Below are 15987 nucleotides of genomic sequence, written 5' to 3' on the forward strand. Positions count from 1 at the left end.
CTCTTCCTTGCTGAGCTGCTCCAGCCGTTCCCATTCGTCGATGAGGCTGCTGTCGGTGTCGCGCACGAGCTCGCCGAGCCACCGCGTCAACTCCACGATGTCGTCGGTGCGGCGGTCCTCGGGCACGTTGCGCACGAGTGCCTTGTAGGCATCGCTGAGGTAGCGCAGCAGCACTCCCTCCGAGCCCTTGATGCCGTAGTGGTTGACGTACTCGCGGAACGTCATGGCCCGTTCTCGCAGGTCGCGTGCCACTGACTTGGGGCGGATGTTCTCGCTGCGCAGCCAGGGATGATGGGTGGACCAAGCGTTGAAGCTGTCGTACAGCCAGTCGCGCAGCGGCTTGGGCCACTCGACTTCTTCGAGGCGCTCCATGCGCTCCTCGTACTCCACGCCCTCGGCCTTCATCTCGGCCAGCAGGTCGGTGCGGGCCAGGTCTCGCTGCCGTTCCAGCACCACGGTCGGGTTCTCCAGCGTTGCCTCCAGCACGCTGAGCACGTCGAGCGGGTAGGTCGGCTCGTCGGCGTCCAGGAATTCGATGGCGTCGAGCGCGAACGGCGACAGCGGCTGGGTCAGGTCGAACTCGGCCTGCAGGTCCACGTTGACCCGCACGAGGCGGTCGAGCTCATCGGGTTCCGCGAGCTGTTCCACCACCTGCGTCTCGGTCAGCGAGCGGTAGATGGCGATGGCGCGGCGGATGTGGGTGCGGTTGGCGGCCCGGGTCTCGTGGTTGTCGGTGAGCAGCCGGCGCATCGCCGCGCAGCCGTCGCCGGGGCGGTCGAGCACGTTCATCAGCATCGAGTGCGACACATCGAACTGCGAGCGCAGCAGCTCGGGTTCGCCTGACGCCAGGCGTTCGAAGGTGTCGGCGTTCCACGGCGCGTAGCCCCGCTTGGGCGGGGACGGGCGTCGCACCTTGCGGAGCTTCGCCGGGTCGTCGCCGAACTTCTCGCGGGCCTTCTCGAGCGCCATCGCGTACTCGACTTCGTGCTCGGGCGCCTGGCACCACACGAAGCCCTCGTGGTCGAAGCCGCGGCGCCCCGCCCGCCCGGCGATCTGCTGGAAATCGCGCACCGACAGCACCCGAGTGTCGCGCCCGTCGTACTTGCAGAGCTGGGTGAACACCACCGTGCGGATGGGCACGTTCACGCCCACGCCGAGCGTGTCGGTGCCGCAGATGAGCTTGAGCAGGCCCGCCCCGGCCAGCCGCTCCACGAGCAGCCGGTACTTGGGCAGCATCCCGGCGTGGTGCACGCCGACGCCCGCCTTGACAAAGCGCGAGATGTCGCGGCCGAACGGCGAGTCGAAGCGGAAGTCGACGATCTCTGCGGCCACCTGTGCTTTCTCGACCTTGGAGAGCACGTTGAGGCTCGTGAGCGCTTGGGCCCGCTCGGTGGCAGCCCTCTGGGTGAAGTGGACGATGTAGGCGGGCACCCGTCGCAGCTCCAGCAGCTCTTCGAGCGACTGGTGCAGCGTGGTCGCGCGGTAGGTGAAGGTGAGCGGCACCGGCCGTTCGGCTCCGGTCACGGTGGCGACCTCGCGGCCAGAGCGCCGCTGCAGGTCGTCGGCGAAGCGCTGGGTGGGGCCGAGCGTGGCGCTCATCAGGATCATCTGGGTGCGGGTTAGCTCGAGCAGCGGCACCTGCCATGCCCAACCCCGGTCGCGGTCGGAATAGAAATGGAACTCATCCATGACGACGCTGTCGACCGGGGCGCCGGCACCTGAGCGCAGCGCCAGGTTGGCCAAGATCTCCTGCGTGCAGCACACCACCGGCGCATCGGGGTTGACGGCGCCGTCGCCGGTCACCATGCCGACGTTGGCAGCACCCAGTTCCTCGCAGAGCGCGAAGAACTTCTCCGACACGAGGGCTTTGACCGGCGCGGTGTAGTAGCTGCGCTGCCCCCGAGCCACAGCCTCGAAATGCGCCGCGAGACCCACCAGCGACTTGCCCGAACCGGTCGGCGTGGTGATGATGACGTGGTTGCCCCCGAAGATCTCCAAGATGGCGTCTTCTTGGGCGGGGTAGAGCTCCAGGCCGATGTCGGCCGTGTAGTTCAGGAAACCCTCCAGCAGCGAGTCGGCATCCGGCTCGCGAGGCAGGAAAGCCGTCAGCCGCCCCGCCGCCGATCGCTCAACTGCCATCGTCATCGGAGGTTAGGAGTCAGGCGTTGCGGCCGGGCCAAGCTTGGGGGTTAAGCATGTTGGGTGGCTGGTTGCCGTCGAGTGCGGTCATGACCTCCGACACTGCATGGGTGAAGATGCGGCGGCGGCCGGCGACCGTGGCCGAGGCCACGTGCGGGGTCACCACCACGTCAGGGCGACCCAGCAACGGGTGGCCTGGCGGCAGCGGCTCCGGCTCGGTCACGTCCAAACCGGCGCCGCGCACCTTGCCTGCGTCGAGCGCCGCCAGCAAGGCGTCCTGGTCGACAAGTCCACCACGAGACGTGTTGACCAGATACACGCCGTCGCGCATCGCAGCGAGGAGTTCGGCGTTCACCAGATGGTGCGTGGCGTCGCTGAGCGGCGCGTGCACCGACACGACATGCGCGTCAGCCACTGCGTCATTGGGCGTCGCCGCCCGCTGCGCCCCTAGTTCCGCAAATCGCTCGTCGCCCGCATACGGGTCATACGCCACGATCTCCATGCCGACGGCCGACATCACCCGGGCCACGTAGCCGCCGATGCGTCCGAGTCCCACCAATGCGAGCGTCGAGCCGGCCAGTTCGAGATGCCCGTGGCGCGCCCAGTAGTCGCCCTCGGCGGCTTCGAGCCGGACGGCCGATTCCTTGAGACCCTTCGTGATGGCGAAGATGAGCGCGACGGCCTGCTCGGCGGTGGAGACCGTCGGGCCGTCGGGCGTGTTGCAGGCGGCAATGCCGAACGCTGTGGCGTCGTCGAGGTCGAGATTGTCGAACCCGATGCCGGCCCGGGCGATCACCTTCAGCAGCGGGGCACGCTCATACGCGGTGCGGTCGTAGCGGATGGCGGCGCCCACGATGGCGCCGTGCGCCCGTTCGATGCCTTCGAGGGGATCATCGCCGCGCACATCGACGATCTCGGCCCGGCCGTCCAGCAGCTCGCGCTGCAGCCGGCCGGCAGGCCGATCGAACCACACGACGGGCAGTGCTGCGGACTGTTCGGTCATCGCGCCAGTATTGCTTCGCCGTCCGACGTGCACCCGGTCCACCTCGCCCGGCACCGGCACCGAGCGCGTCGCTACCGTTGACGACGACGTCCACCGGCGGGCAGGAGTACGGATTGATGCAGGTCGACGAGGCGGTCATCCACGACACCGAGCGGTACGCCGCCGAGGGCTACCCGTGGGCCGAATGGGATCTGCTGCGCGACGAGGCGCCCGTCTACTGGTATGTGCGCGACAACATCGTCCCGTTCTGGGCCATCACCCGCTACGAGGACGTGAAGTGGATCTCGGGCCAGAACAAGACGTTCATCAACGGTGGCGGTCGCCTGCGTCTGGCTGATGCCGACCGGGATGCTCGCTTCTGGACGAAGTACCGCCAGCGCGCCATCGAGATCGGCTGGGACCCCGACGAACCGCCGGACTTCATCTTCAAGGACCGTCCCGACCATTGGGACCTGCGCCGGCTGGTGGTGCCGGAGTTCACCCCGAAGGCGATGCGCAGCAGGTCAGAGTCGCTCGAATCGCATGCCCAGCGCTTCGCCGACGAGTTCATCGCCAGGGTGGCCGACGAAGGCACGGCGGACGTGGTGGAAGACCTGGCGGTGAAGCTGCCGCTGGCCGCCATCTGCGAGATGGTCGGCGTGTCGGCCGACGACTGGGAGCAGGTGCACGCCTGGACATCGGTGCTGTTCGACGACCCCGACCTGGAGAGGTTCTGCCGGCCCGGCGAGCCCCGTGACGAGATGCGGGCGCGCATGATCCGTGAGTTCGACACATGGATCGGCGAGCTGATCACCCAGCGCCGGAGCGACGGCACCGACGGCCGGGACCTGGTGAGCATCCTGCTGCGGTCCGAGATCGAATCAGGCCCACTGACGCCGCAGCAGCTCGTGGGCTACCTGCGCTTGATGATCGCTGCGGGCAACGAGACAACTCGCAACGCCGCGAGCGGCGGGGTGATCGCCCTGCTGGAGCACCGTGATCAGCTCGAACTGCTCAACGAGCGCATCGACGACCCCGATGCCGTGGAATCGGCCGTGGAGGAGATCCTGCGCTGGACCTCGCCGGTCATTCAGTTCGCGCGCACCTGCACCAAAGACACCGAGCTGCGAGGCCAAACGATCAAGGCCGGGGAGCACGTGGGGGTGTGGTACCCCTCGGCCAACCGCGACGAGCGCCAGTTCCCCGAGCCCTACCGCTTCGACATCGGGCGCACGCCCAACGACCACCTCGCCTTCGGCCACGGCGCCCACTTCTGCCTGGGAGTGCACCTGGCCCGCTGGGAGCTGCGCGCGTTCTTCCGTGTGGTGGCGCCCTTGCTCGACGGGCTGCAGCTCGACGGCGAGCAGTCGCGCATCGGCCACTTGCACGTCGGTCCCATCAAGCACCAGATGGTGGCACCCCGCGCGTGATCCACCCGCAGCGTCGGGTATCTGGAAACGACTGGTGCCCTCAAGTGCGATCTGCGTGCAGGACTAGCGTCGGCGGCCATGACGACGACTGATGTGGTGGTGACGGGGTTGCGATTCGGGGAGGGACCGCGCTGGCGCGGCGACCGGCTCTGGTACTCCGACTTCTACCGGCACGGCATCTACACCGTGACTCCCGATGGCAACGAAGAGCTCATGCACACGGTTCCGACGCAGCCGTCGGGGCTGGGCTGGCTGCCCAACGGCGACTTGCTGTTCGTGTCGATGCTTGACCGGCAGCTCCGACGGCTCGACGCAGACGGCAACGAGTCGCTGCACGCCGACCTGTCTGGCATCGCCGGCGGTCCGTGCAACGACATGGTGGTTGCCGCCGACGGCACGGCGTACGTCGGCAACTTCGGGTTCGACGACAGCGCAGGGGAGACGTTCGCCCAGGCGACGCTGGCCATCGTGAGCCCCGACGGCGTGGCACGGCCTGGGCCCGACGGATTCGACTTCCCCAACGGCACCGTCATCGACCCCAGCGGGCGCCACATGGTGGTGGCGGAGAGCTACGGACGCCGGATGACCGCGTTCGACATCGACCCCGACGGCTCCTTGAGCGGCCGGCGGACGTTTGCCGATCTGGGCGAGCGGGTGCCCGACGGCATCTGTCTGGACGAAGCCGGCGGCATCTGGGTTGCCGACCCGCTCAACGCGAGCTGTTTCCGGGTGGTCGATGGCGGCGAGGTCACCGATGTCATCGAGCTGGAGCTGAACTGCTTCGCCTGCATGCTCGGCGATGACGATCGCCGCACCCTCTACATGGTCACTGCTCCCACGTCGCGCCCGCCCGACGACGCCCCCGCCCTCGGTCGCATCGAGACCGTCCGGGTCGACATCGGCGGCGCCGGCCTGCCCTAACTCTCAGCCCTCCGGGTCGGTGGCGCCGAGGCGGCGCAGGTGGCCGGCGCGGATCTCGGCGGTCTGGCCTTGGACCAGCAGGAACAGCGCTTCGCGAGCGAGACGCTGCGTGTGATGGGCGAGCGTGATGGCTCTGCCGCCTACCGATGAGACAAGCGCGCTGGTTGCCCGGATGCCCACATGTCCGACCTGGGCACGGCGTTCGGGCATCTCGTCGACCGAGGCCGCGTAGAGCGCGCTGCGAGCTGCGTCCAGCTCTGCGTCCAGCGGCGAGGGTCCGAGCAACGCGAGTGCACGGGATGCAACGCCCAGCATGAGGGCGCCGTTGGTTCGCAGACCTTGGCGGTAGAACGTCAGCCAGTCGCTGTAGTCGATGACTTCCACCACCTCGTCATCGCCGACGGCGTGCCCATCGAAGTGCAGCTCCACCGTCACCGACGAGTCCACTGCGGCGAGCCGCAGCCGGCGGGACGTCAGCGTGGGCGCCTCGGCGGCCGGAATCAGCATCCACACCAGCCGGTCGGCCTCGTGAGCGGCAACCAGCACTGCGTCGATGTGACCCCAACCGGTGACGAACGGCGCGACGCCACGCAGTACCCAGCCGGCGCCGGAACGCTCGGCGAACAGGCACGGCTCGGGACGCAGCACATGTGCGAACGCCACACCGCTGCGGCGCTCGCCGGTGGCAAGCGCGCGGGCCCACTGTTCATGCAGCGGTGACCCGGCCGGCATCCGAGCGGCATTGGCCGAGCCGCCCCCGTGCTGCGCCCACACGAACGCAGTCGTGAGGCAGCCGCCGGCCAGCGCTTCGAGAATTGACAGCCGCTCAAGCTCGTCGAATCCGCAGCCGCCCACGTCGGTCGGCGTCCACAGCCCATACAAGCCGGCGTCACGGAACAGGTCCAAATTGCGCTCGGGAACCTCGCCCGCTGTGTCCACGTCCAAGGCGCGCTCGAACAGCACCTCATCCGCGAGCTGCTGCGCGTCTCGCTGCAGTGCGATGGGATCGGGCGGGGGACCGGGGCTCACGGCGGTCAAGGATGCACGCGCGGTGATGTCGCCGCGCCCCAAGGCGTTCAGGCGCCGGTGTCGGGCTCCGCCGGTTGGCGCCACATGAGGGCGTTGCGGCGCATGATGGCGACCAGCGTGTCGTCCTGGTTGTAGGCGCGGTGCTCGAACAGGATGATGCCCTGGTCGGGTTTGCTCTTCGATCCGCGGGCCGAGACCACTTCGCTCTCCACTCGCAGCGTGTCGCCGTGGAAGACGGGTGCAGGGAAATCCATCCGCTCAAAACCGAGGTTCGCCACGGTGGTGCCGTGGGTGGTCTCGTGGACCGATATGCCGACTACGACAGCGGCCGTGAACATCGAGTTCACGAGCGGCTTGCCGAACTGGGTCTCGGTGCGGGCGTACTCGAAGTCGAGATGCAGGGCCGCCGGGTTCATGGTCATGGTGGTGAACATGACGTTGTCGGCCTCGGTGATCGTGCGGCGCAGCCGGTGGTGGATCACCAGACCCGGTGTCAGCTCTTCGAACCACCGTCCGCCGTGCGGGCGGGGTGCATCGCTCATCAGGCTGCTCCTCCTGCAACTTCGGCAGTGTCTGATTGGCCGACTCCAAGGGTGTCGGCGGCGTCTGATTGGCCGATGCCGAGAGCATCGGCCCAAGGCACCTCGCACGCTTGGTCGAGATCGATCTCGGCGTGGACCACCGGGTTCTGGTGCGGGCCGGCGCACCACGAGGGCATCACCATCGTGTACAGACCCGAGCCGCCCGCCTGGAATACCACGATCCTGCTGGGGTCTTTCAGGATCGGGACCAGCTCATCGGGCGGGCCGTCCCGGTCGAGGTAGAAGGCCGACCCGACATGGGCGAGCGTGGCCGCGGTATTGGTTGCGCGGGCAGCCAACTCGGCCTGAATGTCTTCGCGGGTCAGCCCGGCGCGAGCCAACACCGTCGTGTGATCGGGATTCATGATCACGGTGACGGCACCGTGTCGCAGGTGGGCGTTGTTGCTGCCCGGGTTGGCCATGACGGCAGCAATCACGTTCAGCAGCCGGCTGGCCGATTCGGGATCGTCGGCATCGCCGGTGAAGATCGTCGAATGCGGCGCCTCGGCACCGACCACCACCACGGCGCTGTCATCTTCGGCGTAGCCGTAGGCGGTGTGCAGCGGCGCGAACGGGCTGTTCTCGGTGTCCTCGGCGAGGCAGTAGGTGAACTTGCCGGGATGGCCGTGCAGCGCCATGTCCGACACGCCGGGCCGGGCTCCGCCGATGTTCATCATCGCCAGCCGCAGCGCCCGGCCGATCGAAGCGTTGGCACGATGGCCGGGCCCGAGCGCCCCGAATCCCGACGCCACCCCGCCGCACTGGTGCCGTGCCGGCCCGCACACCACGATGAGCGGCGCGGTGCAGTGGGTGGTGCTCTGCATCTCGGTGAGGTCGAACTCGGGCCGGCACACCGCCCGCACGGCGGCCACCACGACGGGAATGTGGTCGGGCAGGCAGCCGGCCATCACCGCAGCGGTGGCCACCTTCTCCACGCTCGCCACGCCGTGCGCGGGTCCCATGACGCCCAGTTCGAGATCGGGGTCGAGCCCGGTGGCGAGCGCCATCATCGCCACCCGCTCCGGCGTGGGGATCACGACCGGCAGGCCGTCGGTGAGCCCGAGCGCGTGAAGCTGCTCGAGCGCGTCGGCCTCGCTGCGGGCCTCCAGCAGTGTCACGGCTGGTCTAGTTGGCAGCGGCGCCGGTCAGGATCGCGATGATCTGCGGCGCGATGTCGGCGGCAACCTTGGCCATGTTGTCCTCGCCGCTGCCCGCTACCGGGTGCGGCAGGCGGACACGGGGAACGGTCGGCATGCCGGTGGCGTTGGCCACGAAGTCGCCCTGGGGCCAGAACGCATCAGTGACGAGTGCGATGGACGGGATGCCCGCTCGGGCGGTGGTGATGCTGTCACGCACGGTGCCAGATGTGCAGCTGCCTCAATGGCCGTACGCGGCGATCACCGCACCGCACTCGGCGCTGATGTCGCTGAGCATCCCTTTGCCGACGACCGACGAAGCGTCGCCCTTGTCGTAACGGTTGAACGACGCCGACGGCAGCCGTTCGGCCAGCGCTTTCTCGACGTGGTCGAGGAAGCGGACACTGTCGGGGAAGCCATTGGCGACCAGGCCGATCGTGATCGGCTGATCGAGTGGTGTGCTGAGCGTGTAGGGCTCAGGCGCAGTCTTGGCCTCGCCTCGCGGATCGTGGAAGGTGAGGGTGCTCATGGGTCCAGTCTGACACCCGCGCCGCAGGCGCGCGTGCTGTGCGGTCTCACCTTTACCCACTGCCGGGATCGGCAGCGCGGTCCACGCCGATCATCGAATCCCTCGTCACCAGCTCGGCCAAGCGTTCGACGGGCCATCCCTCGGTGTCCGCGGGCCGCTCGGGCAGTACCAGGAAGCGGGTTTCGGAGCTGGAGTCCCAGACGCGTACCTCGGTGCCCGGGTCGAGTTCCAGGCCCATCTCGGCCAGCACCGCCCGAGGTTCACGCACCACGCGAGCCCGGTATTCGGGGCTCTTGTACCAGTTCGGCGGCAGCCCAAGCAGCGCCCACGGGTAGCACGAGCACAGGGTGCAGACGACCACGTTGTGAACGCCCGGCTCGTTGAACTTCACCTCGATGTGCTCGATCTCAGCGCCGCGGATGTCCATGTCGGCCAAGACGGCATCAGCGTCGGTCAGCAGCTGCTGTCGCAAGCCAGGATCAATCCACGCTTGGGCCACCAATCTGGCGCCGATCATCGGGCTGATGTCGTGCTCGAACCGCTCGATGATGGCGTCGATCCGTCCCCGGTCGGCGATGCCGCGCTCCACCAGCAGGTCTTCCAGCGCCTCAACGCGGATTACCGGCGATGATGCGTCGTGACGGCTGCGGTGGTCGTGATCGCCGTGGCTGCTGCCGTCGGCATGGTCGTCGTTCATGCTCTCCTCCGTCGGCCGCGCCTCAACTGTCAGCCTTCACCGCAGTCAGGTAGCACTCGTACAGGTCGACATAGACCGTCGCATTCGGCTCGGCGTCCCCGCCCCACAGCGTTTGGGCGTCGTAGCCCACGCAGTACACGTGCTGTGGCCGTTCGCCCCTGTTGTGTGCCGTGCTGTCGGGCAGGACCTCAGCCGGATGCAGCTTGGTGACCGTGCCGGGCTTGCCCGCTGCATAACCCGGCAAGCGTGTGTGCCCGGGCTGGGCGGGCGCGGCAGCGACTACTCGGTCGCCGACGCTGAACAAGGGCGGTTCGGCGAGATCGCGCCGCACCGTGCGGCGTTGGGGCACCGGCACCGGGCGATCGGGGGGCAGCATCGACGGGATGCGGTCGGCGACCGGGGCAACCCGCCTCTCGGGTGACATGCGCCTGACCTCGATGGGAATCGGTCCAGTGCGCAACTCCACCCGTGCGTGATAGTCAACGGAGTCGAAGACCTTGTATTCCGCAAGCAGCACTTCGAAACCAGCCAGCCAGCGTCCGTAGTAGCCGTTGTCGAAGTAGTCGTCGGGGTGCAGGCGCTCCAGCGCATACCGGAACTCGCCGGGTCGCCGGGCCGTCGCCGACGTCACGGCGCCAAGCAGGCCGAAGACGCGCCGTTCCCAGTCGGCATGGAATGGCGGCTCATCCGGCTCGTAGGGGACACGACCCCATCCGTGAGCGCCCCCGAGATCATGCACACCACGCGTCGCCGGCGTGGACTTGTCGGCATCAGGCGGCATCGCCGACCAGCATTGCACTTCGAGGAACGACATCCGTATGCGGGGCTGCTGCCGCGATGACGGCCGAGGTGACCGTCTATCGCAACCGGGCCGATCAGGCGGCGGTTGTTAGGTTGCGGGAGTGCCCGCGTTCGTGCTTGCAGTGGACCTCGACGGTGTGTGCGGGATGCACACCGAGGCCTTCCGTCGCGTGGTGGCGGCCGAGCGCGGCGTTCCGGAAGACTCGCTGCCGCTGGTGCGTGGTTGGAACTTCACCGAATGGGGTCTCGCCGACGGCGAGTTCGAAGAGCTCCATCGCATCGCCGTCATCGACCACCGCATGTTCCGTGAGATGAAGCCGATGGAGGGTTGCTCTGAAGCGCTGTGGCGGCTGTCTGACGCAGGCGTGTGGATACGGATCGTCACCCACCGTCTGTATGTGAGCTGGGGCCACCGTGTCACGGTGAGCGACACGGTCGAGTGGCTCGACCGCGAGCGCATTCCCTACCGCGACATCTGCTTTGTGGCCGACAAGGCGATGGTGAACGCCGACGCCTACATCGAAGACGCTCCCCACAACGTGATCGACATCCGCGCCGCGGGCGGGTATGCGATCACCTTCGACCAGCCCTACAACGCCCAAGTGGACGGACCACGGGCCCACGACTGGGCCGAGGCTGAAGAGATGGTGGTGGAGCTGCTGGCGAAGCACAGCGGCTACGTCTCGCGCCCGCTGCCCGGCATGGACGCCGGCTCCGATCGCCTGGAGTTGCGAACCCGGGATACCGCGTAGGCCGGGCGCATGAACGATTCCCCCACAACACCGCCGGCACCGATCGACGCGGCGACCGTCGTCGTGCTGCGCAATGCCGAGCCGGCAGCGGTGCCGGGTCACGGCTTCGATCCTGCAGCGAGCGACGCAGGAGCGCATATCGAGGTGCTCATGCTGCGGCGCAACTCGCGTGGCTTCTTCGGCGGCATGTGGGTATTCCCCGGTGGTCGGGTGGACCCGCCCGATCGTGACATGCCCGGCGATGTGGTGGCCCCGTGCGACCCACGCACCGCCGGCGCAGATGACCTGCATGACGGCGACCGGCGCGGCTTTCGCACCGCAGCAGTTCGGGAAGCCCACGAAGAGGCCGGCATCGACTTGTCGGGCGCCGAGCTGACCCATTTCGCCCACTGGCTGCCGCCGCCGATTCGCCCCAAGCGATTCTCGACGCATTTCTTCGTGTGCGAGGCACCAGCCGACCTCGATGCGGTACGCGTCGACGGAAGCGAGATCCTCGACCATGCCTGGGTGTCACCTGCGGCGGCGTTGGAGCGTCGATCAGCCGGTGAGATCGAGTTCGTCACGCCCACGTTCGTGACGCTCACCTGGCTGTCAGGTTTCACGCGCTCTGCCGATGTGTTGGCCTCGATCGACGGCCATACCTGCTTCCACACCCAGATCATCAAGTCGCCGGAAACCGACCCCGGCCACATCGCCGTATATGTCGGCGACGCTGCCTTCCCCGACGGCGATCTGGATGCACCGGGCCCTCGACGCCGCTGCATCATGGTCCGCTCCGGCTGGCGCTGGGAAGAACACGACGGCACCCACACCGCCGCGGGTTGAGCCGTGTCAGCTGGCGAGGCGCAGCTGCCTAGCCTTGGGGACGAGGCGGGCGATCTGCTGTTCTTGGGGCGGACCGTCGGGACCGCCGCCGGGACGGGCAGCTCGGAAGTCGATAGCGGCCACCAGCGGGTCAGCGCCGAAGGCCACCATGGTCAGGATCCCGATCACCGCAGTGCGCGCCATTCCTGCACCGCAGTGCACGAGCACGCTGTCGCCGCGATCCAGCGCTGAAACGACAGCCTCCACGAGTTCGAGCACCGACCCGTCCGTCGTGACACCGCCGTCAGGCGTAGGCAGCCACAGCGCACGGGGGCTGCTGGCGGCGTTGCTGTGGGATTCGAGCCACTCGCGGTAGTCGGGATAGCGCAGCTCAATTTCGTGCGGCGTCAGCATGCACGCCACGACCGATGCGTTCACGCGATCCAGCGCGCCCCCCGGATCGGGACCGACCGCCGAGAAGTTGGTCACGAACAGGCGACCGGCTGCTTCAGCGGCCCGAAGCGGGATCTCATCGATGCGGTGCAGCACGGTCTCGGCTACTGGTCGCCCTTGCGGAACCGCGCGAAACGCCGCTTGGGCTCCTCGGGCGGTTCCGGCAGGGATGGCCAGGCCTCCGACAGCTCCTGCTGCCCGGTACGGCGCACCTCGTCGAGCTCGTCACGGGTGTAGGGCTCCGGACGGGGATCGAGCGCCCGGTAGCGGGCCTCGGCACTCGCGAAGTTCTCGTCGGTGATCAGGTCGTCGATCAGCGTGCAGGGTTCCCAGTGAGCCCGCGGCCCCAGATAGACGTAGCCGTCGGCCACATCGCGCAGTCGCAGCGAGGTATCGGCACCGTCGAGCGAGCCGTGCACTTCTGTCATCGCGACACTGCCGAGCGTCGAGGCTGCCAGGTCTAGGCCGAAGCGGATGTCGGTGCCGCCACGTCCCTCGGGCGAGCGTGAGATCAGCTCCTCGACGCGTTCGGTGGCGGCGGTGTCGGCCACCGCGCCGTGGAACACGACACGTCGGCATCCGTCGCTCATCCAACGCCACAAGAGGTTGCCCGCCGAGGTTGTCGGCGAGCCGTCGACCCATTCCACGAGGCCGGTGGTGGTGGCGGCGACATTCATGTACACGAGCGCACGTTGTCCCTGGCGGAGTACCTCGGCGGTGAGCACGCTGGCGGCGTGAAACGCGGACATGTCCCGGTAGTGCCCGCCGAGCGACCAGTTCCGCAGCCCCAGCTCGGCGGCAGAGCGACCGTCCAGCAGATCGGGGTCTTCCACATAAGTGGGCAGGCCGAGCGCGATCACGCGGATGGGCCGCCGGTCGTCGTCCCGGCGGCGCTCTGCTTCGTTGTGCTTCCAGACCGCGTGCAGCACGTCGGCGTATTCCTGGTAGCCGAACCCGGCACCGAGCAGATCGACGAACAGGTCGGCGCAGGCTCGGCTGTCCCACTCGGGCGCTTCGACCAGGACGTCGAGCTCGGCTTGGCGGCGCGAGTTGGTGAATTCCCAAGCGAGATTCTCCACGCCGTTGTCGGCCAGCTCGGCGAGCGCGCCCGCTAGGAAACCCAGGTGCTGGCCGACCCCGACCTGATCGCCGAGCAGGACGATCTGGTGGCGACCGCAGAGGTCACCCAAGTACTCCTCAGGCGACTGGAGCGCGGACGTGGGCCGCTCGTCGTCGGTGGGGTCTTCGGGCGGCACCGCCCATGAGTCTGCCCGCTGGCGGCCCGGAATCTGACAGCGCGCCGACCCGGAGCCAAGCTAGAGCACCTGCGTCCAGGCCAGCTCTGCTGCCGCGGCCGATTCGGACACGGCAGCTGCGAAGTCGCCAGGGGTCGATTTCTCGTCTCGCAACGCCGGATCGAGGGCATACCGTCGGGCGTAGTCCACGTACACAGCAGGCACCGGCTCGGCCAGCGGGGTCGGCGCCCGGCGCTCGTAGTCGGGTTCGAGGTAGATCCAGCCGGTGGCGAGGCTGCCGAGCGGCCCGCGATCGAGGCTCGTCGTGCAACCGAGCCGGGCTGCGGGCCCCTGATCGACGTCGAAGGCGAGCGGCACGGCCAAGTCGTCGTGCATGGCAAACGCCGCGTCGAGCACGCCGTCGGCAACTAGCGCGTAGTCGCACAGCTCGCCGTCGGCCGGCAATGGTTCGTGGATCAGCACGGTGACGGCACGGTCGGCCACCACTTCGTACACGCGGTTCGCAGCACCCACCACGTGACCGCCGACGATCTCGGCATCGATGGCGTCCCAAACCCGGTGCGGCAAACGCCTCGCCCTCGTGAGTGCATGAGCGGTGCGTGCAAGCACGAGCGCCCGATGCCCCGGCTCGATGACCTCGGCCAGCAGCACGTCGCACATGTGCGCCGACACCGGGCCGCGGCTGCGCAGGTGCGGCCACGCGTAAGACGTGCGCAGGTCGGCCGTGTCGGTGACGGCATCGAGGTCGAGGTCGTAGTCGAGCGCCAGGACACGCATGGGCGGCCCGCTGCCTGCGAAGCGACGGTTCACCTCCCAGACCGCGCTCAGCACGTGGAGGTATTCGCGGTAGGCGAAGTTGTGGCGTATGCCCCAGCGGAGCAGTGCGTCTCGCGCGAGCTGCTCGTCGAAGGTCGCGCCGGTGACCACCGCGTCAAGCCGGGCCTGGTCATCGACGCACGCATACTCCATGGCCACGATGCCCACGCCGGACCGGTACGCCGCTGCCACGAGATCCTGCAAGAACAGCCCGGCACGGCGCGTGGGGGTGTGGTGGCCCACGAAGACCACCTGATGACGCTCGAACAGATCGCACACGTACGTGAGCGGGTCGGCGCCGTGGATCTTCAGCCATTCGGCAAGCTCATCGATGACCGCGGGTTGCAGCAGTGGCAGCTCACGGCGATGCCGGTACAGGGCTATTCGCTCGAGCAGCGCACGATCGCCGCCACGCTTGTCCACCCGCTCCGACAGTACCGTGTCGGGCCGTGGGAATGCGCATCTACGACACCGCGCAGCGCTCCATCGTCGAGATGGAACTCGACGATCACGTCGGCATGTATGTCTGCGGCATCACGCCCTATGACGCCACCCACCTGGGGCACGCCGCCACCTATCTGACCTATGACCTGCTGATCCGCCGGCTCGAAGACATGGGCCACACGGTCACGCTGGTGCGCAACTACACCGACGTCGACGACAGCATCCTGCCCAAGGCGGCCGAGCTGGGTGAGCACTACCTGTCGCTGGCCGAACGGGAAATTGAACGCTTCGAAGCTGACATGGCCGCACTTCGAACACGGCCCGCGGCGTACGAGCCGCGGGCCACCCAGTCCATTGACGCCATGATCAGCATGATCTCCCGACTGCTCGATACCGGCCATGCCTACGTCTCGGACGACCGAGTTTTCTTCGACGTCACGACCTTTCCGGAATTCGGGAAGCTGTCCGGCTACAGCGCCGACCGCATGACCGAGCTGGCCGCCGAGCGCGGCGGCACTCCCGACGACCCCCGCCAGCGCAACCCGCTCGACTTCGTGCTGTGGCAGGCCAGCGCAGACGGTGAGCCCTCGTGGCCGTCGCCATTCGGCCCGGGGCGGCCTGGCTGGCATATCGAGTGCTCGGCCATGGGCTACGCCGCACTCGGCGAGACCATCGACATCCACGGCGGGGGCGGCGACTTGGTGTTCCCGCACCACGAGTGCGAGATCGCCCAGAGCGAGGCCGTGAACGGTGCTCCGCTGGCCCGTTACTGGGTGCATGCGGCCTTGGTCTCCTACCAGGGGCACAAGATGTCGAAATCGCTCGGCAACCTGGTCTTCATCTCCGATCTGCGTGCCCGCATCGATCCCAGGGCCATCCGGCTGGCGCTGATGGCGCACCATTACCGCACTGAATGGGAGTGGTTCGATTCGGAGGGACTTACTGCCCAGCGCGACTTGGACACGCTGGTAGCAGCCGCCGGCGGGGCCTCGCCCACGACCGGATGGGGAGACGGGTCATCGGGCCTGCTCGCCGAGGTGCAGGCTGTGCTGGATGACGATCTCAATGCGCCGATGGCTCGTACTGCGCTGCTTGACGCCGCTGCTGCCGTGGAGAGCGGCGCCGCCGGTGCCACGCTGCGAGGCGAGCTGGTGGCCGCGGCGGCCCTGTGCGGCATCGACTTGTCCTCACCGCCAGCGACCGCAGCGCCGTGACAT

Annotated in this window: 15 protein-coding genes and 1 pseudogene; 5 read left to right on the forward strand and 11 right to left on the reverse strand. The window is 68.1% G+C overall.

What is annotated here, in order from left to right; translation table 11 throughout:
• A pseudogene (locus ACOGI8_RS03775) lies at nucleotides 1-2139 on the reverse strand (DEAD/DEAH box helicase); the annotation flags it as partial.
• A 19-nt stretch (nucleotides 2140-2158) separates the two neighbouring features.
• The gene (locus ACOGI8_RS03780; protein WP_419855561.1) at nucleotides 2159-3142 is read right to left on the reverse strand and encodes an NAD(P)-dependent oxidoreductase; all 984 of its coding nucleotides are present in this window, start codon (nucleotides 3140-3142) and stop codon (nucleotides 2159-2161) included.
• Nucleotides 3143-3219: 77 nt separating this feature from the next.
• Between ACOGI8_RS03780 and ACOGI8_RS03785 the strand changes: the two genes are divergently transcribed.
• Together ACOGI8_RS03785 and ACOGI8_RS03790 are read left to right on the forward strand one after the other, a co-directional pair.
• Nucleotides 3220-4551 carry a cytochrome P450 gene (locus ACOGI8_RS03785; RefSeq protein ID WP_419855562.1) on the forward strand — a complete coding sequence of 444 codons (1332 nt, stop codon included), beginning with the start codon at nucleotides 3220-3222 and terminating at the stop codon, nucleotides 4549-4551.
• Between the two features lie 78 nt (nucleotides 4552-4629).
• Complete coding sequence (locus tag ACOGI8_RS03790) at nucleotides 4630-5472, forward strand: SMP-30/gluconolactonase/LRE family protein (protein WP_419855563.1); 843 nt, start codon at nucleotides 4630-4632, stop codon at nucleotides 5470-5472.
• Nucleotides 5473-5475: 3 nt separating this feature from the next.
• Here the strand turns inward: ACOGI8_RS03790 and ACOGI8_RS03795 are convergent, their stop codons facing one another.
• Genes ACOGI8_RS03795 through nthB form a run of 6 tightly spaced genes read right to left on the reverse strand, consistent with a single transcriptional unit; the run spans nucleotide 5476 to nucleotide 10225 of the window.
• Nucleotides 5476-6501, reverse strand: a complete 1026-nt coding sequence (locus ACOGI8_RS03795) for an acyl-CoA dehydrogenase family protein (protein WP_419855564.1) — start codon at nucleotides 6499-6501, stop codon at nucleotides 5476-5478.
• Nucleotides 6502-6548: 47 nt separating this feature from the next.
• Nucleotides 6549-7043 carry a MaoC family dehydratase gene (locus ACOGI8_RS03800; RefSeq protein WP_419855565.1) on the reverse strand — a complete coding sequence of 165 codons (495 nt, stop codon included), beginning with the start codon at nucleotides 7041-7043 and terminating at the stop codon, nucleotides 6549-6551.
• Nucleotides 7043-8200, reverse strand: coding sequence for a hypothetical protein (locus tag ACOGI8_RS03805; protein WP_419855566.1), 1158 nt, complete (start codon nucleotides 8198-8200; stop codon nucleotides 7043-7045). The genes ACOGI8_RS03800 and ACOGI8_RS03805 overlap by 1 nt, the downstream gene beginning before the upstream one ends.
• A gap of 7 nt (nucleotides 8201-8207) precedes the next feature.
• Entirely contained in the window at nucleotides 8208-8747 is a 540-nt protein-coding gene (locus ACOGI8_RS03810) for a UGSC family (seleno)protein (protein ID WP_419855567.1), read from the reverse strand.
• A 52-nt stretch (nucleotides 8748-8799) separates the two neighbouring features.
• The gene (nthA, locus tag ACOGI8_RS03815) at nucleotides 8800-9444 is read right to left on the reverse strand and encodes a nitrile hydratase subunit alpha (RefSeq protein WP_419855568.1); all 645 of its coding nucleotides are present in this window, start codon (nucleotides 9442-9444) and stop codon (nucleotides 8800-8802) included.
• Between the two features lie 22 nt (nucleotides 9445-9466).
• A complete protein-coding gene (gene nthB / locus ACOGI8_RS03820) occupies nucleotides 9467-10225 on the reverse strand; it encodes a nitrile hydratase subunit beta (protein WP_419855569.1) in 759 nt (252 codons plus the stop codon).
• Between the two features lie 121 nt (nucleotides 10226-10346).
• Here nthB and ACOGI8_RS03825 point away from each other — a divergent pair, with 121 nt between their 5' ends.
• Together ACOGI8_RS03825 and ACOGI8_RS03830 are read left to right on the forward strand one after the other, a co-directional pair.
• Nucleotides 10347-10997 (forward strand): 5' nucleotidase, NT5C type, encoded by a 651-nt coding sequence (locus ACOGI8_RS03825; RefSeq protein ID WP_419855570.1) that lies wholly within the window; start codon nucleotides 10347-10349, stop codon nucleotides 10995-10997.
• A gap of 9 nt (nucleotides 10998-11006) precedes the next feature.
• Nucleotides 11007-11822, forward strand: coding sequence for an NUDIX hydrolase (locus ACOGI8_RS03830; protein ID WP_419855571.1), 816 nt, complete (start codon nucleotides 11007-11009; stop codon nucleotides 11820-11822).
• 6 nt (nucleotides 11823-11828) lie between these two features.
• Here the strand turns inward: ACOGI8_RS03830 and ACOGI8_RS03835 are convergent, their stop codons facing one another.
• Genes ACOGI8_RS03835 through ACOGI8_RS03845 form a run of 3 tightly spaced genes read right to left on the reverse strand, consistent with a single transcriptional unit; the run spans nucleotide 11829 to nucleotide 14749 of the window.
• Nucleotides 11829-12350 (reverse strand): hypothetical protein, encoded by a 522-nt coding sequence (locus ACOGI8_RS03835; RefSeq protein ID WP_419855572.1) that lies wholly within the window; start codon nucleotides 12348-12350, stop codon nucleotides 11829-11831.
• An 8-nt stretch (nucleotides 12351-12358) separates the two neighbouring features.
• Nucleotides 12359-13510 (reverse strand): hypothetical protein, encoded by a 1152-nt coding sequence (locus ACOGI8_RS03840; protein ID WP_419855573.1) that lies wholly within the window; start codon nucleotides 13508-13510, stop codon nucleotides 12359-12361.
• 60 nt (nucleotides 13511-13570) lie between these two features.
• Nucleotides 13571-14749 (reverse strand): hypothetical protein, encoded by a 1179-nt coding sequence (locus ACOGI8_RS03845; protein ID WP_419855574.1) that lies wholly within the window; start codon nucleotides 14747-14749, stop codon nucleotides 13571-13573.
• A 32-nt stretch (nucleotides 14750-14781) separates the two neighbouring features.
• Here ACOGI8_RS03845 and cysS point away from each other — a divergent pair, with 32 nt between their 5' ends.
• Nucleotides 14782-15984, forward strand: a complete 1203-nt coding sequence (gene cysS, locus ACOGI8_RS03850) for a cysteine--tRNA ligase (protein WP_419856359.1) — start codon at nucleotides 14782-14784, stop codon at nucleotides 15982-15984.
• Nucleotides 15985-15987 lie beyond the last annotated feature (3 nt).

This window comes from Candidatus Poriferisodalis sp., assembly GCF_965204195.1.
Lineage (GTDB): Bacteria > Actinomycetota > Acidimicrobiia > Acidimicrobiales > Poriferisodalaceae > Poriferisodalis.

What these genes read in the sequence shown, in the direction of transcription:
- ACOGI8_RS03780 (WP_419855561.1), bottom strand. Translation starts at nt 3,142, where the DNA reads ATGACCGAACAGTCCGCAGCACTGCCCGTCGTGTGGTTCGATCGGCCT.
- ACOGI8_RS03790 (WP_419855563.1), top strand. Translation starts at nt 4,630, where the DNA reads ATGACGACGACTGATGTGGTGGTGACGGGGTTGCGATTCGGGGAGGGA.
- ACOGI8_RS03800 (WP_419855565.1), bottom strand. Translation starts at nt 7,043, where the DNA reads ATGAGCGATGCACCCCGCCCGCACGGCGGACGGTGGTTCGAAGAGCTG.
- nthA (WP_419855568.1), bottom strand. Translation starts at nt 9,444, where the DNA reads ATGAACGACGACCATGCCGACGGCAGCAGCCACGGCGATCACGACCAC.
- nthB (WP_419855569.1), bottom strand. Translation starts at nt 10,225, where the DNA reads ATGCCGCCTGATGCCGACAAGTCCACGCCGGCGACGCGTGGTGTGCAT.
- ACOGI8_RS03830 (WP_419855571.1), top strand. Translation starts at nt 11,007, where the DNA reads ATGAACGATTCCCCCACAACACCGCCGGCACCGATCGACGCGGCGACC.
- cysS (WP_419856359.1), top strand. Translation starts at nt 14,782, where the DNA reads ATGCGCATCTACGACACCGCGCAGCGCTCCATCGTCGAGATGGAACTC.